This is a genomic window from Aromatoleum sp. (assembly GCF_036675785.1).
Taxonomy (GTDB): Bacteria; Pseudomonadota; Gammaproteobacteria; order Burkholderiales; family Rhodocyclaceae; genus Aromatoleum.
Window position 1 is genome coordinate 26197 of the sequence record NZ_JAKFEF010000063.1, and the last position, 18849, is coordinate 45045.

18 protein-coding genes are annotated in these 18849 nt (G+C 68.5%); 15 read left to right on the forward strand and 3 right to left on the reverse strand.

Translation table 11 applies throughout. The features are described from left to right. Positions 1-51 precede the first annotated feature (51 nt). The 6 genes from V6M37_RS13395 to gstA all read left to right on the forward strand — a co-directional run bounded on the left by V6M37_RS13395 (position 52) and on the right by gstA (position 10095). The gene (locus V6M37_RS13395) at positions 52-1803 is read left to right on the forward strand and encodes a methyl-accepting chemotaxis protein (protein ID WP_332674054.1); all 1752 of its coding nucleotides are present in this window, start codon (positions 52-54) and stop codon (positions 1801-1803) included. 13 nt (positions 1804-1816) lie between these two features. After that, positions 1817-4291, forward strand: a complete 2475-nt coding sequence (locus tag V6M37_RS13400; RefSeq protein ID WP_332674056.1) for a hybrid sensor histidine kinase/response regulator — start codon at positions 1817-1819, stop codon at positions 4289-4291. Further along, positions 4288-5370, forward strand: coding sequence for a chemotaxis-specific protein-glutamate methyltransferase CheB (cheB, locus tag V6M37_RS13405; RefSeq protein WP_332674058.1), 1083 nt, complete (start codon positions 4288-4290; stop codon positions 5368-5370). Before V6M37_RS13400 ends, cheB begins: the two co-directional genes overlap by 4 nt. A 27-nt stretch (positions 5371-5397) precedes the next feature. Next, the gene (locus V6M37_RS13410; RefSeq protein WP_332674059.1) at positions 5398-8409 is read left to right on the forward strand and encodes an EAL domain-containing protein; all 3012 of its coding nucleotides are present in this window, start codon (positions 5398-5400) and stop codon (positions 8407-8409) included. 92 nt (positions 8410-8501) lie between these two features. Further along, positions 8502-9317, forward strand: coding sequence for an NAD(+) diphosphatase (gene nudC, locus V6M37_RS13415; protein WP_332674060.1), 816 nt, complete (start codon positions 8502-8504; stop codon positions 9315-9317). Positions 9318-9486: 169 nt separating this feature from the next. Continuing rightward, complete coding sequence (gstA, locus tag V6M37_RS13420; RefSeq protein WP_332674063.1) at positions 9487-10095, forward strand: glutathione transferase GstA; 609 nt, start codon at positions 9487-9489, stop codon at positions 10093-10095. 60 nt (positions 10096-10155) lie between these two features. Here gstA and V6M37_RS13425 read toward each other — a convergent pair whose 3' ends face one another. The 3 genes from V6M37_RS13425 to flgA all read right to left on the reverse strand — a co-directional run bounded on the left by V6M37_RS13425 (position 10156) and on the right by flgA (position 11974). Continuing rightward, positions 10156-10629, reverse strand: coding sequence for a flagella synthesis protein FlgN (locus tag V6M37_RS13425; RefSeq protein WP_332674065.1), 474 nt, complete (start codon positions 10627-10629; stop codon positions 10156-10158). After that, on the reverse strand, positions 10626-10928 hold the full coding sequence (gene flgM / locus V6M37_RS13430) for a flagellar biosynthesis anti-sigma factor FlgM (protein WP_332674067.1): 303 nt from the start codon (positions 10926-10928) through the stop codon (positions 10626-10628). The genes V6M37_RS13425 and flgM overlap by 4 nt, the downstream gene beginning before the upstream one ends. 332 nt (positions 10929-11260) lie before the next feature. Next, positions 11261-11974: a flagellar basal body P-ring formation chaperone FlgA gene (flgA, locus tag V6M37_RS13435; protein WP_332674068.1), complete on the reverse strand. Its 714-nt coding sequence runs from the start codon at positions 11972-11974 to the stop codon at positions 11261-11263. 263 nt (positions 11975-12237) lie between these two features. Between flgA and flgB the strand changes: the two genes are divergently transcribed. The 9 genes from flgB to V6M37_RS13480 form a co-directional block, all read left to right on the forward strand. Next, entirely contained in the window at positions 12238-12642 is a 405-nt protein-coding gene (gene flgB / locus V6M37_RS13440) for a flagellar basal body rod protein FlgB (RefSeq protein ID WP_332674070.1), read from the forward strand. 16 nt (positions 12643-12658) lie between these two features. Continuing rightward, a complete protein-coding gene (gene flgC / locus V6M37_RS13445) occupies positions 12659-13063 on the forward strand; it encodes a flagellar basal body rod protein FlgC (protein ID WP_332674072.1) in 405 nt (134 codons plus the stop codon). Between the two features lie 14 nt (positions 13064-13077). Next, positions 13078-13755 (forward strand): flagellar hook assembly protein FlgD, encoded by a 678-nt coding sequence (locus tag V6M37_RS13450; protein WP_332674074.1) that lies wholly within the window; start codon positions 13078-13080, stop codon positions 13753-13755. Between the two features lie 25 nt (positions 13756-13780). Beyond that, entirely contained in the window at positions 13781-15043 is a 1263-nt protein-coding gene (gene flgE, locus V6M37_RS13455) for a flagellar hook protein FlgE (RefSeq protein ID WP_332674076.1), read from the forward strand. 61 nt (positions 15044-15104) lie between these two features. Then, positions 15105-15845 (forward strand): flagellar basal-body rod protein FlgF, encoded by a 741-nt coding sequence (flgF, locus tag V6M37_RS13460; RefSeq protein ID WP_332674078.1) that lies wholly within the window; start codon positions 15105-15107, stop codon positions 15843-15845. Between the two features lie 131 nt (positions 15846-15976). Then, positions 15977-16759, forward strand: coding sequence for a flagellar basal-body rod protein FlgG (gene flgG / locus V6M37_RS13465; protein ID WP_312656807.1), 783 nt, complete (start codon positions 15977-15979; stop codon positions 16757-16759). 8 nt (positions 16760-16767) lie between these two features. Then, on the forward strand, positions 16768-17442 hold the full coding sequence (locus V6M37_RS13470; protein ID WP_332674084.1) for a flagellar basal body L-ring protein FlgH: 675 nt from the start codon (positions 16768-16770) through the stop codon (positions 17440-17442). A 66-nt stretch (positions 17443-17508) separates the two neighbouring features. Next, positions 17509-18606 carry a flagellar basal body P-ring protein FlgI gene (locus V6M37_RS13475; RefSeq protein ID WP_332674088.1) on the forward strand — a complete coding sequence of 366 codons (1098 nt, stop codon included), beginning with the start codon at positions 17509-17511 and terminating at the stop codon, positions 18604-18606. Position 18607: 1 nt separating this feature from the next. Beyond that, positions 18608-18849 (forward strand): rod-binding protein (locus tag V6M37_RS13480; protein WP_332674086.1); only part of this gene is annotated, 242 nt, incomplete at its 3' end.

The window sequence follows — 18849 nt, forward strand, 5'->3', positions numbered from 1 at the left end:
GGATTTGCTTCCGGGTTACCAGGAACAGAAAAACAAGAAGAGGACGAACGAATGAACTGGCTCCTAGATCTGGCCGCGCGGACGAAATTCCTCGTCGCCTTCGGCCTGATGCTCCTGCTGCTCTGCCTCGTGATGTGGATCGCGCAGGCGGGGATGGCGAACCTGCTGCAGTCCCAGAAGACGTTGTTCGAGCGGGATTTTGCCGTTGCGACCGAACTCGTCGAGTTGCGCGCCGTCCAGAACCGGGTGCGCGCGCACATGCTTCAGCTTCAGGTGGAGCCGCGGCGGTCCGAGCAGGAGATACTGGAGAAGGAAGTCGCGAGCGGCGAGCGCGAGACCGACGAACGTATCGCGCGCCTGCGCACACTGGTGGAGGGCGCCGGGGTGCTGTCGTCGAAGCTCGACGAGGTCGCCGCGCTCACTGCTGCCGGTCGCGAGACCCGGCAGGAGGTGATCGCGATGCTTCGCAAGGGGCGGCGCGAGGAGGCGCAGCTGCTCGGGGTCGGCATCCAGAAGGAGCGCTTCGAAGCCGTCCGCGGGCTGTCCGCGGAGCTCGGCAACGAGGCGCAGGCGCGGGCGAAGGCGGCCGTTGCCGAAGCGGAGGAGCGGATCACGTCAACGATGCGCCTTTTCCTTGCGTTCGGTGCGGCCGCCGTGGTGCTAAGCATCCTCACGGCCGCGTTCCTCAACCGGGTGATCGCCGCGCCGCTGAAGACGATCGCGCTGCGCGCGGAGAGGATCGCCGCCGGAGAGATCGTCGTGGTCGGCGGTGCGAACACGCGCTCCGACGAGATCGGCGTGCTCGAAGAGAAGTTCGACCAGATGGCGCAATCGTTGCGGGAGAAGGCCGATGTCGCAACGCGCATCGCGGCCGGCGACCTCGGCATGCAGGTCAAAGTGCAGTCCGAAGAGGATGCGCTCGGCATGGCCTTCGCGACGATGGTGCGGAACCTGCGCGACATGGCGCGCGAAATCAGCGATGGGACGAACGTCCTCGCATCGTCGGCGACCGATATCCTGAGCGGCACGACGCAGGTCGCCACCGCTGCGGCCGAAACCGCGTCGGCCACCGCCGAAACCGCGACGACCGTCGAGGAAGTGAAGCAGACCGCGACGCTGTCGAGCCAGAAGGCGCGGGCGGTCGCCGACGGGGCGCACAAGGCCGCGCAGATCTCGCAGGACGGCAGGCGGGCCGTGGAGGACAGCGCCGAGGCGATGCAGCGGATCCGTGAGCAGATGGAACAGATTGCCGAAAGCATCGTGCGCCTGGCCGAACAGAGCCAGGCGATCGGCGAGATCATCGCGAGCGTGAACGACCTGTCCGAGCAATCGAACCTGCTCGCGGTAAACGCGTCGATCGAGGCCGCGAAGGCCGGCGAGTTTGGCAAGGGTTTCGCGGTCGTCGCGCAGGAAGTGAAGAGCCTCGCCGAACAGTCGAAGCAGGCGACGAGCCAGGTGCGCGCGATCCTCGGCGACATACAGAAGGCGACCAGCGGCGCGGTGATGGCGACCGAGCAGGGTTCGAAGGCCGTCGAGACCGGCGTGCTTCGCTCTCAGGAAGCCGGCGACGCGATCCGGCAGCTCGCCGACAGCATCGACGAAAGCGCGCACGCGGCGAGTCAGATTGCCGTATCGGCGCAGCAGCAACTCGCCGGGATGGACCAGCTCGCGCTCGCGACGGCGAACATCCGCGTCGCGACGACGCAGAACCTCGACAGCACGCGGCAGGCCGAAGCCGCGGCCCACAACCTGCACGCGCTCGGCCAGAAGCTCAAGGAGATGGTCGGGTGCTACCGGTTCTGACGCCCGGCTCACCATGCCGCCTCTCGACTCCGACGCGTTTCTGAATCACCTTCGGGCGACGTTCCGGCTCGAAGCCGACGAGCATCTGCGCGCGATTTCCGCGCTGCTGCGCGAACTGGAGCAACCCGTTTCGGGCGAACGCGGCAGGCAGGCCGTCGAGACGCTGTTCCGCGAGGCGCACAGCCTGAAGGGCGCGGCGCGCGCGGTGAATCTCGCCGACGTCGAGGCCGTATGCGCCGACCTCGAGACGCGCCTCGCGAAGCTGAAACGGGAGGAGGCGAGCCCGACGCCCGCGTTCGTCGAAGCGCTCGCGCTGCGCACGGACGAACTCGCGCGCCTCGTGGCCGCGGATGCCGCCGTGCCCGTCGCGCCGGCGTCGCAAGCAGGCTTCGTCGCGGCCGGACTCGCGCTCCGCTCGCCTCCGGCCAGCCCCACTGACACGGAGGGGACGACGCCGGGGGATCTCGAGCGGTCGGCGGACACGCCGGCAGCTACGCAGCCCGCGGTGAAAGGCGGGGTGGCGGACGCGGAGCGGCCGACAGCGGGGCGTGCGCCGAGGGACGCCGCGTGGAGCGCCGGCGAAACCGTCCGCATCCCGGCGGCAAGGCTCGCCGCGGTGCTCGTCCAGGCCGAAGAGCTTCTCGCGTTCAAGGTCGGGGCCGGGCAGCTTGCGGCCGAACTGCGCGCGGTCAGCGCCGAACTGACCGCGTGGAGGAAGGCGTGGAGTCGGACCGCCCGCGAAGTTCGGGCCCTTCGCCGCGCGAGCGATCGGAACGCGAACGGCACGAAGGCCGATGGGGAGGCCCGGTCGCACCAGATCGGAACAGTCCCCGGGCAACGCATGCCGACGATCGACGCTGTGCTCGATGCGGTGGAGCGGGACGAACACTACGTGAAGGCGCTGTGCGACCGCCTGAACGGGCTGCAGCGCGTGGCCGAGCGGGAACAGCGCACGCTCGGGGGCCTTGCCGACGCGATGCAGGACGACGTGAAGCAGATGCTGTTGCAGCCGTTCGGCGTCGTGTTCGAACTGCTGCCGCGACTCGCCCGCGATCTCGCGCGCGACAGCGGCAAGGAGGCGGAACTGCGCATCGACGGCGAAGCGATCGAAATCGACCGGCGCATTCTCGAACAGTTGAAGGATCCGCTGATTCACCTTGTCCGCAACGCGGTCGACCACGGCATCGAGGCGCCGGCCGAGCGCGTGCGCCGTGGCAAGGGCGCCCGCGGTCGAATCCATGTCGCGGTGGTGTCGAAGGAAGGCAACCGGGTCGAACTGCGGATCACGGACGACGGTGCGGGGATCGACGCGCGCAAGGTTGCCGCCGCGGCGGTCGCGCTGGGTCTCGTCACGCCGGCCGAGGCGGACGCGCTGCCCGACGCCGCCGCGTGCGCGCTGGTGTACGCGTCCGGCCTGTCGACGAGCCCGGTGCTGACCGGCATTTCCGGGCGCGGACTCGGGCTCGCGATCGTCCGCGAGAAGATCGAGAAACTCGGCGGCAGCATCGCGATCGAGTCGCCCGCCGAAGGGGGCACGGCGTTCCGGATCGTGCTGCCGACCTCGCTCGCGAACTTTCGAGGGCTGCTCGTCGGCGTCGGCGACAGCCGCTTCGTGATTCCCACGCGTGATGTCGAGCGGGTCGCGCGGATCGGCGCGAGCTCGGTCAGGACCGCCGGAAACCGCGACGCGATCGAACTCGGCGGCGAGGCGCTGTCGCTCGTCCGCCTCGCAGACGTGCTCGGCGTGCCGTCCGCCCCAGCATCGCGCGACGCCCGCCACCTTTGCGTCGCGGTGCTAGCGAGCGAAGGCCGGCGAATCGCGTTAGCCGTCGATGCGGTGCTCGGCGACCAGGAAGTGCTGGTGAAAGGGCTCGGGCCGCAGCTGCGGCGCGTGCGGAACGTCGCCGGCGCGACGGTCCTCGGCGCCGGCCGCGTCGTGCCGATCCTGAGCGTCCCGGACCTCATGAAGTCGGCGCTCGCGGACGCCGCGCTCGCGCCGCCGCCGGACACGGCGACGAAAGGGGCCGGCGCGAGCAGAACAAGCGGATCGGCCGAAGCCGGCTCCGGCGCGTCGGCCAGCACCCTGCGAACGGCGGCATTGGCTGCCCCGGATGACAAGCAGGCGCGGCTGTCGTTGCTCGTCGTCGAGGACTCTGTCACCTCGCGCACGCTGCTGAAAAACATCCTCGAATCTTCGGGCTACGACGTCGCGACCGCAGTGGATGGCGTGGACGCGCTGACCGCGCTGCATACCGGCCGCTTCGATCTCGTCGTGTCCGACGTCGAAATGCCGCGGATGGACGGCTTCGCGCTGACCCAGTGGATCCGGCAGGACCGGAAACTCGCCGATTTGCCGGTAGTCCTTGTGACTGCGCTGGCGTCGCGCGAACACCGCGAACGCGGCGTCGAGGCGGGGGCCAATGCCTACGTCGTCAAGAGCAGCTTCGACCAGAGCGATCTGCTGGCAGTGATCAGGAGGCTCACATGAATTCTGTCGCGGCCGGAGGAACGGTCAGGGTGCTGGTCGTCGACGATTCACCGGTCGCCCGCGAACTGCTCGCGCACGTCCTCGGCGGCGCGTCCCGCATCCAGGTTGTGGGGATGGCGAGGGACGGCGAAGAGGCGGTGCGCGAAGCCGAACGGCTCCGTCCCGACGTCATCGTGATGGACATCCACCTGCCGGGCATGGACGGCTTCGCTGCGACGCGCAGGATCATGGAAACCTCCCCGACGCGCATCGTGATGGCGACCGCGACGAGCGACGCGAACGAAGTCGCCGCGAACTTCCGTGCGATCGATGCGGGGGCGCTCGCGGTGCTGGCGAAACCGCGCGGGCCCGGACACCCGCAGTTCGCCGCCGCGGCTGACGAACTCGTTCGCACCGTGCGCGTGATGTCGGAAGTCCCAGTGGTCAAGCGCTGGCCGCGTCACGGCGCAACAGCGCGGGCGCCGGCGCCGCCGAGCGCACCGAGCCCGTCGAGCGCGGTCCGCATCGTCGTCGCCGGCGCGTCGACCGGCGGTCCGATCGCGCTGAAGGAGCTGCTGGCAGGGCTCCCGAAAGATCTGCAGGTGCCGATCCTGGTCGTGCAGCACATCTCCGACTCCTTCGTCGACGGGTTCGCGCAATGGCTAGGTGACAGCAGCGGCTATGCGGTGCGGGTCGCGACCGATGGCGAGGAGACGCGCTCGGGTGCCGCGTATGTCGCGCCGAGCGGAAGTCATATGCAGGTGCGCTCGCCGGGGACGGTCGTGCTCGTCGACGGGCCGAAGGAACACGGCGTGAAACCATCGGTGTCGGTGCTGTTCCGCTCGGCCGCCGCCGCGTTCGGGGCTGCCGCCGCGGCGGTGCTGCTCACCGGGATGGGGCGGGACGGCGCGCAGGAGCTCAAGCTCCTGCGGGACGGCGGAAGCATCACGTTTGCGCAGGACCGCGAATCCTCCGTAGTCTTCGGCATGCCCGGCGCCGCGGTCGCGCTCGGTGCGGCCCAATACGTACTGCCGCCGCAAAAAATCGCAACGGTGCTCGCCGGTCTCGTCGCCCGCGGCCGGAAGAAACCACATTCGTAGGTGGGGATGCCGAAGGAGAAGCGGTTCGTGGCGAACGAAGACAAGAGGATTCCGCGCGTGGATATCGTCATTGCCGAGGACAGCCCGACACAGGCCGAGAAGCTGCGTTTCCTGCTCGAACAGCAGGGACACACGGTGCGCGTCGCGCCGAACGGCCGGGTCGCGCTGGCCGCGGTGCGCGAGCGCCGGCCCGCGCTCGTGATCTCCGATGTCGTGATGCCGGAGATGGACGGCTACGGACTGTGCGCCGCGATCAAGTCCGACCCGGCGCTCGAGGACATCCCCGTGGTGATCGTGACGTCGCTGGCGGGCGTGCAGGACATCGCGAAGAGCCTCGAGTGCGGCGCTGACCACTTCATCCGCAAGCCGTACGAACCGAACGCGCTCCTCGCCCGCGTCGAATACATCCTGCTCAACCGCGAGCTGCGCAAGGGCGGCGCGACGGACGAGGGCATGGAAATCTACATGGGGGGCCGCAAGCACTACATCGCGTCGGGGCGCGAGCAGATCATCGACCTGCTGATCTCGACGTACGACGAAGCGGTGCACATGAACGAGGAGTTGCAGGCGCAGCAGCGCGAGATCGCGCTGTCGAACCGCATGCTCCGGATGCTCTACCGCATCGCCGGCGAGCTGAACCGCGTGACGACCGAAACCGACGCGTGCGAACAGGCGCTCGCGGGCCTGCTCGAACTGCCGGATTTCCGCGCAGGATGGGTGTGGCTCGATGACGGACACGGCGCGCTGCGCACCGTCGCGAACCGCTCGCTGCCAGCACCGCTACAGGACGTCGTCGCGCTCGCGGCGGACTGCCGATGTCGCCGCATACTGCGCGAAGGCGAGCTGGGGCACGATGTCGCGCTCGTCGAGTGCGAGCGCCTGCAGGCCGCGGCCGCGGGAGAACACCTCGCGCGGACGCACGCGGTCGTGCCACTGATGGCGCGCGAACAGAGCCTCGGCGTCATGAACATCGTGCGCGACGACAGCGGGTTTTTCAGCGGCGAGGATCTCCGCCTGCTCGAAGCGGTCGGCAGCCAGACCGCCCTCGCGATCCAGCGGGCGCAGCTCTACCGGCATCTCGAGGAGCTCGTCGCGAAGCGCACGGCCGCGTTGCAGGCCGAAGTCGTCGAGCGCACCCGCGCCGAGCAGAAGGTCGCGAGCCTGAACCGGATCTACGCGGTGCTTTCGGGCATCAACACCGCGATCGTGAGGACGCACGATCGCGGTGAGCTGTTCCGGGAGGCCTGCCGGATCGCGGTCGAGCTCGGGAAGTTCCGCCTCGCGTGGATCGGCGTGCTCGATCCCGGTTCGCAGACGATCAAACCGGCCGCGTGGGTCGCGGGCGACGGCGACCTGTCGCGTTCGGCCGACCGGGAACTGTCGGCGGCGGACAGCGCGCTGCTTGACGGACGCTCGGGACTCATCGGCCTCGCCGTGCAGCAGCGCAGCTATGCGACATGCAATGACATCGCGTCGGCGGCCTGCGAGATCTTTCCGAACGATGCGCTCGCGATGGGATGTCGTTCGAAGGCGGTATTCCCGCTGTTCGAGGACCAGCGCTTGGCCGGTGTGCTCGCGCTGTACGCCGCGCAGACCGGCGTGTTCGAGGACGAGATGGAGCTCAAGCTCCTCGTCGAGCTCGCCGGCGACATCTCGTTCGCGCTCGAATACATCAGCAAGGGCGAACAACTCGACTACCTCGCCTATTACGACGCGCTGACCAGCCTGCCGAACCGCGCGCTGTTCCACGATCGTGTCGTGCAACTCGTGCAGTCGCGCGGCGAAGCAGGATCCGGGGCGCCGGTCGCGGTGCTGCTGATCAACATCGAGCGCTTCAAGAGCATCAACGACACTTTCGGCCGTCGTGCAGGTGACGCGCTTCTCAAGCTCGTCGGCGAACGGCTCGTCACCGCGTTTTCGGGCAAGGATCGTCTGGCGCGCTTCGGCGGCGATCATTTCGCGGCGGTCGTCACGGGGTTCGACGTCGCCGCGGATGTCGCCCACCTGCTCGACCGCGCAATGGATGAGTCCCTCGGCCGGCCCTATCCGATTGGTGGCACCGAGCTGCACCTGACGTTCCGCTTCGGCGTCGCGCTGTATCCGAGTGACGGGCTCGACGCGGAGACGCTGTTCGCGAACGCCGAAACGGCGCTGCTGAAGGCGCGGACGAACGACGAGAGCTACCTCTTCTATGCGCCGGAGATGAACGCGCGAGTGTCGGAGCAGCTGTCGTTCGAAAACCGGCTGCACCGCGCGCTCGAACGCGACGAGTTCGTGCTGCACTATCAGCCGAAAGTCAGTCTGCACGACGGGACGATCGTCGGGCTCGAAGCGCTGATCCGCTGGAACCATCCGGAAAAGGGCCTGATTCCGCCGGCCGCGTTCATCCCGATCCTCGAGGAGACGGGGCTGATCGTGGAGACCGGCCGCTGGGTAGTCGAGAAGGCCCTCGCGGACGCGACGGAGTGGCTCGCGGCCGGCGTCGAGCTTCCGCGGATCGCCGTCAACGTCTCGGCCGTCCAGTTGCGCAGGAAGGATTCGCTCGCGTGGCTCGAGCAGGCACTCGAGGCTTACCCGGCCCCGCGAGCGTATCTCGACCTCGAACTTACCGAGACCGTGCTGATGGAGGATGTCGAAGCGAACATTCACCAGCTCGGCGCGATCCGCGCGATGGGCATCCGCATCGCCGTCGACGATTTCGGTACCGGGTACTCGTCGCTCAGCTACCTGACCCGCTTGCCGATCGACCTGCTGAAGATCGACCAGAGCTTCGTCCGCGACGTCACGACGGACCGCGGTGCACAGGCGGTGTGCACCGGGGTGATCGGCCTCGGCCACAATCTCGGCCTGCAGGTAATCGCCGAAGGCGTCGAGCGCGAGGAGCAGATGAATCACCTCTGGCAGCACGGTTGCGACGAGATGCAGGGCTACCTCTTCAGCCGTCCGGTGCCGGCGGCCGAATGCCTGCAACTGCTGCTCGCCCGGAAGACGCTCGCGCTTCCCGACGCGGCGGCACGGGGCGAACGCATCGCCAGGTAGGGCGGCGCCGCCGAATTTCGACGCGATCCTCCATGCGCGCGCGGCCGCAGGCACAATCGGGACTCGTCGCTTTGTCGGAGCAGCCGCGGAACATGTTTTCACCAGGCATCGTCGAGCCCGCGCAGGTCCGCGACAACGACCTGTGGTTCGTCTTTCACGAAAGCGCGCTGCTGGTTATCGCCGACGACACCGGCACGCGCGTACCGCGCCGCGGCGACCTGCAGCGGCTGGGGGTGCTTCCCGCGCGTTGCCACTATCTCGGGCGGCTCGGCGAGTGCGGATGCTTCACGGCGGAAACCGAAGGTGCTGCGCTGTTGGAGTCGACCGAGTGGCGCGGACTGCGCGCGCTCTTCGGCCGCATCCATGAGGCAACGTTCGCGCTCGCCGGGCGCGCGATCCAGGTCGTCGAGTGGGACCGGACGCACCGCTTCTGCGGCCGCTGCGGCGCACCGACCGAGCGCCACCCCTCCGAGCGCGCGCGGGTGTGCCCGTCCTGCGGGCTGACGAGCTATCCGCGGCTTGCCCCCGCGATGATGGCCCTCGTGCTGCGGGAGCGCGAGCTGCTCCTCGCGCGCTCGCCGCATTTTCCCGAAGGCATGTACAGCGCGCTGGCCGGGTTCGTCGAACCGGGGGAGACGCTGGAAGAGACGCTGGCGCGCGAAGTCCGCGAGGAAGTCGGCATCGAGGTCGCGAACCTGTGCTACTTCGGCAGCCAGCCGTGGCCGTTTCCGCATTCGTTGATGGTCGCCTTCGTCGCCGATTACGCCGGCGGCACGATCACGCCGCAGCCCGACGAGATCGAAGCGGCCGACTGGTTCGGCATCGACCGTCTGCCGCGCCTGCCGCACGCGTTCAGCATCGCGCGGCGGCTCATCGACGACACCGTTGCGCGCCTCGCCTCAGGATGACGCGTGCGGCGACGGGACGCAGCGAATACCGTGTCATCGCGAAACCTGAAAGCGGAAAGATGAAAGGGGCTTCGAACTTCGCCGGCGCGGGTCGCACTAAGGCGCAGGACGCTCGCATTCCGCAGCCGGCGGCAGGCGCGGGCGTCCGATTCGACAGGAGAAACGTTCCATGAAACTTTATTACTCGCCGGGCGCATGCTCGCTCGCGCCCCACATCGTGGCCCGTGAGGCCGGCCTCGACCTCGAGCTCGAAAAGGTCGATATCCCGAACAAGAGAACGGCGGGCGGCGACGATTACTGGAAGATCAATCCGAAGGGTTACGTGCCGGCGCTGCGCCTCGACGACGGCGCGATCCTCACCGAAGCCAACGTGGTCTGCCAGTACCTCGCCGATCGCAAGCCCGAGTCGGGCCTCGCGCCGAAGCCCGGCACGATGGAGCGTTATCGCCTGCTCGAAGCCCTGAACTTCGTGTCATCCGAAGTCCACAAGCAGATCGGCGCGCTGTTCAATCCGGCGATGACCGACGACATGAAGGAAGTCCAGAAGGGCACGATCGGGCGGCGCTTCAACGCGCTCGAGCAGATGCTCGAAGGCCGCCAGTATCTCACCGGCGACACGTTCACGATCGCCGACGCCTACCTGTTCACGGTCCTCAACTGGACCGGCATGCTGCAGATCGACACCGCGCAGTGGCCGCACATCCGCGCGTACATGGCGCGCGTCGCCCAGCGCCCGAAGGTGCTGCTGGCGATGAAGGAAGAAGGGCTGACGGGGTAACCGATCGGCCGTCCCCGGCAGAAGGGCGCGGCGTGGACGGTCGAACCGGAAAGGCCGCGCTCAGGCGCTGCCGAGGTGGCGCCCGCCGCCGGTCGGCCGGGCCATGCCTGCAGAATCGTAAAGTTGGGGCCGGTTCGCGGCGCTGAGCAACACCGACAGCGCCGCCTGGTTGTGCTGCATCCGCTCGGCGACGAGCTTGCCGTTGAGCGCGTTGCGGCGCTGCGCTTCGCGCGCGAGGCCGTGGATCTCGCCCCAGCGGGCGAGCGTATCCGGCAGCGGGGCGCAAAGCTCGCGAACCGACGCGTCGGAGTCCGGCCGGCGCATGCGGCCGAGCAGCAGCGCGCGGTCGGCATGCAGCCGCTGCAGCTTGTGGAAGCGATCGGTCTTGTCGTGCGAAAGCGCGAGCAGCGCGTCGGCGTCCCCGGCGACCAGCAGCGCTTCCTCCTGCTCGAGCAGCGCGATGAACGCGCGCAGCAGGACGGCTTCGCTGTCGATCAGCGCCGCGAGCCGCTGAAGTTCCGGCTGCAGGCTCACGAGCGCGAACCGGAGTCGAGCAACTCGCGCACGCTCTTGATCAGTCCGTCGGCGATCCGCTCGGCGTCGACCGTGAACCGCCCCTCGCTGATCGCCTGCCGGATCTCGTCGACGCGGGCGCGATCGACGACCGGCGTCGAGGCCATCGCGGCTTCCGCCTTGATCAAGCTCGCCGACAACGACGACAGTTCGACCTTTGCCGCGGCATTCGAAAAGGGCGCGGCGCTCGCATGCGATCGCGCCCGGGTTTCGCCGGTCGGCGTCGCACCGACCGGTTTCACGCTGCCTTCGATCTTCATGGCGCAACTCCCAGTAGGTATTCTCTCTGGCCCTGTCTACGGCGCAGCCCCGCTGAACTTTAGGCTTTCGACCGCCATGCGCAGGCTGGGAACGGCGCCGAAATGTAAGCTTTTGTCTTGCGCGGCCGTGACGACTTCGCGCGAGCGGGCCCGGAAGTCGAAGCGCGCGGGACATCCCCGAAGCCGCAACCCGGCAACGACGGGCGGGGCGGTTCGCATTCCCTCGCCGCGGACGAGTCGAAACGCGGGTAACGCGAGCGCCGTCGACAGGGACAGGCTCAGTCGGATGGGATCGCCTCTTTCATTGCCGGCTCCGCATCCGGTGCCGCGGATCAGAACGCGATTTCGACGACGCCGCCCGCGCGGGCCGTACCGGACACCACATGCCCGTTGCCGAGCCGCACCCGCACCGGCTCGCCTTCGGCCGCGGCGTTCAGCGCGCGGCCCTCGTTCGACACGGTGAAACCGGTGCCGCTGCCGACCACTTTCACGACCTGTCCCTGCCGCACCGCCGGCGGTAAACGCAGCATGGTGGTGTGCAGCGTGCTGCCGGCCGCGACCGCGTAGCGCACGTGATGGCCGACTGCCTGTGTTGCGTCGGTGAGGGTGTTCGGCGGCTCCGCCGCGAGGTCGCCGAATCGCCGCCCGAGGTCCGCCGGCCCGACGATCTGGCCGGCGCGCAGCGGCTGCGCGGCGACGAGAAACTCGCTCATCACCGCGACCTGCGCCGGCACGTAGACGGTCCAGGTCACCGGCGACTCGCAGCGCACGGCGACGCTGATCCGGCCCCACGCGCGCGTGCCGGGCGGCAGGAAAGGCGTCAGCTCGGCGCACGGCGGTAGCCGGTTTCCCGCGTCGAACTCGCCGACCTGCAGTTCGACCTTGCCGGGAAGGCCGGCGGTCTGCTGCACGAGAAACGCGGTCACCGCTTCGCGCACGGGTTCGGGAGCCTGTTGCGCGAGGGCGGGCAGGCTGAGCGCGGCGGCGAGCACCGGAGCGCAAAGCGCGGGCCGGAGGGTCCCGACGGGAAGACTTGGGATTGACATGACGCGATTCGAACACGTGCGCCGCTTCGCCGGCAACCCTGCTCCCGCCGCCTCGCGCGGCCCGGCAACTTTTTCCGCCCGACGGCAAGGCGCGCGTCCGCGCCCGCCGAAAGCGGCGAAATTGGCCGGTAATTCCCGGTCTTATCGGCGCAAGGTCCTTGCATCGACCCGACTACGATGGCTGGCATGGAAGGTGCGTTGAGCGCCATGCCGGCCGGCTGAAGCCACTTACGGCATCCGGCGAAAGTCCTTGAGGTGATGCGATGAAGACCCAACTCGACAATGCGCTGCGTTTCCACCAGACGGCGCTCAACGTGCAGGCCCGGCGGCAGCAGCTGCTCGCGTCGAACGTCGCGAACGCGGACACGCCGCACTACAAGGCGCGGGACATCGACTTCGCGTCCGCGCTGAAGGGCGCGCTCGGCGGCAAGATCGGTCCGCTCGCGCTGGCCGGCACGTCGGCTCGCCACCTCTCCGGCCAGGATGGCGGCCCCGGCGGCGCGCAGATCGGCTACCGCCAGGCGTTCCAGTCGAGCGTCGACGGCAACACCGTGAACATGGACATCGAGCGCGCCGCGTTCGCCGAGAACTCGATCCACTATGAGGCGAGCGTGACCTTCATAAACAGCCTGCTGCGCGGCATGCAGACCGCGATCAGCGGTCAGTGACCGGAGCGCGCACATCATGAGCATGCTCAACGTCTTCAATATCGCGGGCTCGGCGCTGCACGCGCAGTCCGCGCGACTCAACGCGACCGCGTCGAACATCGCCAACGCCGACAGCGTCGCCGGCCCCAACGGACAGCCGTATCGCGCAAAGCAGGTCGTCTTCACCGCGACGCCGCTCGCCGGGCCGAGCGGCGTCGGCGTGCAGGTCACCAAGGTCGTCGAGAGCGCCGAGGCGGGGCGGATGACCTACGACCCGACGAACCCCGCGGCGAACCCGGAAGGCTACGTCGAGATGTCGAACGTCAACGTCGTCGAGGAGATGACGAACATGATCTCCGCGTCGCGCGCGTACCAGACCAACGCCGAAGTGATGAACACGGCGAAGACGCTGATGCAGCGCACGCTGGCGATCGGCCAGTAAGCCGGGAGCGCGCCATGACAACCGTGACGAACACATCGTCTTCATCGCCCGCCGACGCGATCGCCGCGAGCCTCGCGCGCAAGACGACGACCGCGAAATCCGAGGAACTCTCCGAGTCGCGCTTCCTGACGCTGCTGACCGCGCAGCTGAAGAACCAGGACCCGATGAATCCGCTCGACAACGCCCAGGTCACGTCGCAGCTCGCGCAGATCAGCACCGTCGACGGCATCGAGCGGCTCAATACGATGCTCGGGCAGATCATGGAAGGCCAGCAGTCGGCCGAAGCGATGCAGGCCGCGTCTCTCGTCGGCCGCGGCGTGCTGATTCCCGGCAAGGGGATGCTGCTGAGCGACGCCGGCGCGATCGGCGGCTTCTCGCTCGACGCGCCCGCGGACAAGGTCACGCTGAGCATCAAGGATGCGAACGGACTCGAAGTCGCCTCCGTGCCGCTCGGCTCCTTCGACGCCGGCACGCACAACTTCCAGTGGGACGGCACGGCCGTCGACGGCAGCCGCGCGGCCAACGGCAAATACACCGTCAGCATCGAGGCGCACAGCGGCGACGAGACCGTCGCGAGCCAGATGCTCGAGTTCGGCGCGGTCACGAGCATCGTCCGCGGGCCGCAGGGCTCGGACCTCCAGATCGGCGATCTGGGCATCTTCAAGATGTCCGAGATCAAACAGATTCTCTGAACCCAGACCTTCGAGGGAGAAGATCATGGCATTCCAGCAGGGCCTCTCGGGCCTCAATTCCGCGTCGAAGGCGCTCGACGTCATCAGCAACAACGTCGCGAACTCGAACACGATCGGCTTCAAATCGGGCCGCGCCGAGTTTTCGGACGTCTATGCGGCGGCGCTCAACGGGGCGGCGGCCGGGGTGCAGGTCGGCATCGGCTCGGCGATCGGCGCGGTCACGCAGTCGTTCTCCCAAGGCAACATCACGACGACGAACAACCCGCTCGACGTCGCGATCAACGGCAACGGCTTCTTCCGCATGGCCGCCGGCGACGGCACGATCGCCTACACGCGCAACGGCCAGTTCGACGTCAGCAAGGACGGCTTCATCGTCAATTCGCAAGGCATGAAGCTCAGCGGGTATCTCGCGAACAACGGCGTGATCCTCGCCGGCGGTGATCCGCAGCCGATCCAGCTGAACTTCTCGGACGTGCAGCCGAACGCGTCGTCGAAGATGACGCTCGCGATGAACTTCGACTCGCGCGAGCCGGTCCCCGGCGTGGCCCTCGACCTGACGAACCCGGTCCCGCTCGACCGCAACAATCCGTCCGCCGGCGGCTACAACTTCTCGACGTCGGCGACCGCGTACGACACGCTCGGCAATCCGCATACGCTGACGTTCTTCTTCCAGAAGACCGCCGCGGGCGAGTGGGATGCCTTCTACCAGGTCGACGGCGCCGGCGATGCGATCGCGGTGCCGGCGCCCGGCTCGCCGCTGCAGTTCGGCACGGACGGCGCGATCACGTCGGGCGGCGAGTTCGACCTGACTTTCCCGCAGTTCGCCAGCACCGGCGCGTCGGCGACGCAGACGATCAGCTTCAATCTCGCCGACTCGACGCAGTTCGGCAGCCAGTTCGGCGTGAACACCTTGCGCCAGGACGGCTTCGCGTCCGGTCGCCTGACCGGCATCACGATCGGCGACGACGGCGTGATCCTCGGGCGCTACAGCAACGGGCAAAGCCGCGACCTCGGCCAGGTCGTGCTCGCGAACTTCCAGAGCCCGAACGGCCTGCTGTCGCTCGGCGGCAACCTGTGGGCGGAGTCGCCGGATTCCGGCCAGCCGATCGTCGGCGTGCCGGGCAGCGCAAACCTCGGCCTGATGACCGCGGGCGCGGTCGAGGAAGCGAACGTCGACCTCACGTCGGAGCTCGTGCAGCTGATCGTCCAGCAGCGCGCGTACCAGGCGAACGCGCAGTCGGTGCGTGCGCAGGACACGATCCTGCAGACGATCGTCAATCTCGGCTAAGCCATCCTGACGGCCCGGCCGGCGCGACGCCGGGCGGGTCGGACACGATACGGAGCGCAACATGGACCGCCTGATTTACACCGCGATGAGCGGCGCGAAGCACACGATGAACCAGCAGGCCGCCGTGTCGCACAACCTCGCGAACGCGAACTCGACCGGCTTTCGCGCCGAGTTGCACAAGCTGCGCGCGGTGCCGGTGCAGGGCGAGGGCCTGGCGACGCGCGCGTTCGTCGTCGATGCGAGCGTCGCGACGAACTTCGACGCCGGGCCGCTGCAGCAGACGGGCCGCGCGCTCGACGTCGCGGTCGAGGGCCGCGGCTGGCTCGCGGTGCAACTGCCCGATGGCAGCGAAGGCTACACGCGCGACGGCAGCTTCGAGCTCAGCGCGAACGGCGTCTTGCAGACGCGCAACGGCCTGCCGGTGCTCGGCGACGGCGGCCCGATCACGATCCCGCCCGACCATGAAGTCCTGATCGGCAAGGACGGCACGATCTCCGCGATGCTCGCGGGCGGCGAGCAGAAAGTCGTGAACAACCTCGGACGGCTGAAGCTCGTGAATCCGCCCGAAGAGACGCTCGTGCGCGGCGACGACGGCCTGTTCCGGCTCCGGGGCGGCGGCGAGGCGCCGGTCGACGAGGCGGTGCAGGTCGCCGGCGGCCACGTCGAAGGCAGCAACGTCGACGTCGTCGACCAGATGGTCCAGATGATCGCGCTTGCGCGGCAGTTCGAGATGCAGACGCGGATGCTGCAGAGCGCCGAGGCCAACGACCAGGCCGCGACGCGCGTGCTGTCGAACGGCTGAACGCCGCCACCGCGCCGGGAATAGCGGGTCTTTCACGTCGTGTTCCGGCGATTGAATCGAGGGGAGCCGGCCTAGACTGGCTCCGACACTGCAGGCGGCGCGCCCGCCGCGGAAAGAAAGGAGTCAGCACCATGATTCGCTCACTGTGGATCGCCCGTACCGGCCTCGACGCGCAGCAAAGCCAGCTCGACGTCATCTCGAACAACCTCGCGAACGTCTCGACGAACGGCTACAAGCGTTCGCGCGCAGTGTTCGAGGATCTGCTGTACCAGACGATCCGCCAGCCCGGCGCGCAGAACACCCAGCAGAACCAGATCGGCAGCGGCCTGCAGCTCGGCACCGGGGTGCGCATGGTCGCGACCGAGCGCATCCACACGCAGGGCAACCTGCAGCAGACCGGCAACGCGCTCGACATGGGCGTGCAGGGGCAGGGTTTCTTCCAGGTCGCGCTGCCCGACGGCACGCCGGCCTACACGCGTGACGGCGCGTTCCAGCTCGACTCGCAGGGACAGATGGTCACCGCGAGCGGCTATCCGCTCGAGCCCGCGATCATCATCCCGAACGACGCGCAGACGGTGACGATCGGCAAGGACGGCACCGTCAGCGTGCTGCAGGCCGGCCAGACCGCGCCGACCGTCGTCGGCAACATCCAGCTCGCGACCTTCGTCAATCCGGGCGGGCTGTCGAGCATCGGCGAGAACCTGTTCCGCGAGACGCCGTCCTCCGGCGTCGCGACGCCGAACCAGCCGGGCACGAACGGCGCCGGCGTGATCAACCAGCAGTACGTCGAGACCTCGAACGTCAACGTCGCCGAGGAGCTCGTCAGCATGATCGCGACGCAGCGCGCCTACGAACTCAATTCGCGCGCGATCCAGACCTCCGACCAGATGCTCGGGCGCCTGACGCAACTGTGAGCCGTATCATGAATCCCCTCCGTTTCGCACCCGCCGTCGTGCTCGCGCTGCTGTCGGGCTGCGCGTCGATCTATTCGACGCCGCCGACGGCCGTGCACCAGCCGATGACGGCGCGGCCGGAGCCGGGTCCGCCGGCGCAGCCGGCGACCGGGGCGATCTTCCAGGCGAACCAGGCGCGGCCGTTGTTCGAGGACCGCCGCGCGCGCCACGTCGGCGACACGCTGACGATCAACCTCGTCGAGAGCACGACCGCGCAGAAGGCCGCGAACAGCAGCGCGACGCGCGACTCGTCGATCAGCGGCGGCATCACCGCCGCGTCGCGCGTGCCGCTCGCCGGGCTCGCCGGGATGAACGTCGAAGCGGGCATCGACTCGGAGTTCTCCGGCAAGGGCGCGTCGGCGGCGAACAACCGCTTCAACGGCACGATCAGCGTCACCGTGATCGACGTGTATCCGAACGGCAACCTGCTGGTGTCGGGCGAAAAGCAGGTCGCGATCAACCAGGGCAACGAGTTCATCCGCTTCTCCGGCGTCGTCAACCCCACGATGGTCACCGCGGCGAACACCGTGCAGTCGACGCAGATCGCCGACGCGCGGATCGAATACAAGGGCAGCGGCTACATCGACGAGTCGAACCAGATGGGCTGGCTGCAGCGCTTCTTCAACGTCGTGCTGCCGTTCTGACGGCGGTCCGGCCGGGAGTGAAAGATGTTCCGCAATGACCGAAGCCACGTCCGCCGCCCCGGCGGGATGCTGCGCGCCGCGGCGTGCGCGTTCGCGCTGATGGTCGGCTGCGGCGGCGCGGCAGCCGAGCGCCTGAAGGATCTCGCTTCGGTCGCCGGCGTGCGCGACAACCAGCTCGTCGGCTACGGCCTCGTCGTCGGCCTCGATGGCAGCGGCGACCAGACGACGCAGACCCCGTTCACCGTGCAGAGCATCATCAACATGCTCGGCAACATGGGCGTGACGCTGCCGCCGGGCACGAACCTGCAGCTGAAGAACGTCGCCGCGGTGATGGTCACCGCGAGCTTGCCGCCGTTCGCGCGGCCCGGGCAGCAGCTCGACATCACCGTGTCGTCGGTCGGCAACGCGAAAAGCCTGCGCGGCGGCACGCTGGTGATGACGCCGCTGAAGGGCGCCGACGGTCAGGTGTATGCGATGGCGCAGGGCAACATGCTGGTCGGCGGCGCGGGGGCGTCGGCCGCCGGCTCGTCGCAGACCATCAATCACTTGTCCGCAGGGCGCGTGCCCGGGGGCGCGACCGTCGAACGGGCGGTTCCGACGATGCTCGGCCAGGGCGAGTTCGTGACCTTCGAGCTCAACGACTCCGACTTCGGCACCGCGCGCCGCGTCGTCGACGCGATCAACCTCGCGACCGCCGGCGGCACCGCGCAGGCGCTTGACGCGCGCAGCATCCAGGTGCGCGCGCCGCTCGATTCGAGCGACCGCGTCGCCTTCCTCGGCAAGCTCGAGAACCTCGAAGTCACGCCCGCGCAGCAGGCGGCGAAAGTCATCGTCAATTCGCGCACCGGCTCGGTCGTCATGAACCAGAGCGTGACGCTGCAGAACGTCGCCGTCGCGCACGGCAACCTCACCGTGACGATCGATGTCGAGCCGGTCATCAGCCAGCCGGAGCCATTCTCGCGCGGCGAGACCGTTGTCACGCAGCGCGGCGCGGTCGACATCCGCCAGGACGCGGGCATCGTGCATAACCTGCGCACCGCCGCAAACCTCGCCGACGTCGTCAAGGCGCTCAACGCGCTCGGCGCGACGCCGATGGATCTCGTCAGCATCCTGCAGGCGATGAAGGCGGCGGGCTCGCTGCGTGCCGAGCTCGAGGTGATCTGAAATGGTCGCCCCCGCGCAGATCAACACGCTCGATCCGAACGCGCTCGCCGACCTGAAGCGGCTGTCGCGCGACAACAACTCGCCGGCGGCACTGCGTGCGACCGCAAAGCAGTTCGAGGCGCTGTTCCTGCAGATGGTGATGAAGTCGATGCGCGACGCGGTGCCGTCGAACGGCGTGCTCGACACCGACCAGACGCGGCTCTTCCAGTCGCTGCAGGACCAGCAGATGTCGACGAACCTCGC

Excerpts from the sequence above, each read along its gene's own strand:
- flgM (WP_332674067.1), bottom strand. The coding sequence starts at position 10,928 with ATGAAGATCGAAGGCAGCGTGAAACCGGTCGGTGCGACGCCGACCGGC.
- V6M37_RS13395 (WP_332674054.1), top strand. The coding sequence starts at position 52 with ATGAACTGGCTCCTAGATCTGGCCGCGCGGACGAAATTCCTCGTCGCC.
- flgB (WP_332674070.1), top strand. The coding sequence starts at position 12,238 with ATGAAGACCCAACTCGACAATGCGCTGCGTTTCCACCAGACGGCGCTC.
- nudC (WP_332674060.1), top strand. The coding sequence starts at position 8,502 with ATGTTTTCACCAGGCATCGTCGAGCCCGCGCAGGTCCGCGACAACGAC.
- gstA (WP_332674063.1), top strand. The coding sequence starts at position 9,487 with ATGAAACTTTATTACTCGCCGGGCGCATGCTCGCTCGCGCCCCACATC.
- V6M37_RS13475 (WP_332674088.1), top strand. The coding sequence starts at position 17,509 with ATGCTGCGCGCCGCGGCGTGCGCGTTCGCGCTGATGGTCGGCTGCGGC.
- flgG (WP_312656807.1), top strand. The coding sequence starts at position 15,977 with ATGATTCGCTCACTGTGGATCGCCCGTACCGGCCTCGACGCGCAGCAA.
- flgE (WP_332674076.1), top strand. The coding sequence starts at position 13,781 with ATGGCATTCCAGCAGGGCCTCTCGGGCCTCAATTCCGCGTCGAAGGCG.
- flgC (WP_332674072.1), top strand. The coding sequence starts at position 12,659 with ATGAGCATGCTCAACGTCTTCAATATCGCGGGCTCGGCGCTGCACGCG.
- flgA (WP_332674068.1), bottom strand. The coding sequence starts at position 11,974 with ATGTCAATCCCAAGTCTTCCCGTCGGGACCCTCCGGCCCGCGCTTTGC.
- V6M37_RS13470 (WP_332674084.1), top strand. The coding sequence starts at position 16,768 with ATGAATCCCCTCCGTTTCGCACCCGCCGTCGTGCTCGCGCTGCTGTCG.
- flgF (WP_332674078.1), top strand. The coding sequence starts at position 15,105 with ATGGACCGCCTGATTTACACCGCGATGAGCGGCGCGAAGCACACGATG.
- V6M37_RS13450 (WP_332674074.1), top strand. The coding sequence starts at position 13,078 with ATGACAACCGTGACGAACACATCGTCTTCATCGCCCGCCGACGCGATC.
- V6M37_RS13400 (WP_332674056.1), top strand. The coding sequence starts at position 1,817 with ATGCCGCCTCTCGACTCCGACGCGTTTCTGAATCACCTTCGGGCGACG.
- cheB (WP_332674058.1), top strand. The coding sequence starts at position 4,288 with ATGAATTCTGTCGCGGCCGGAGGAACGGTCAGGGTGCTGGTCGTCGAC.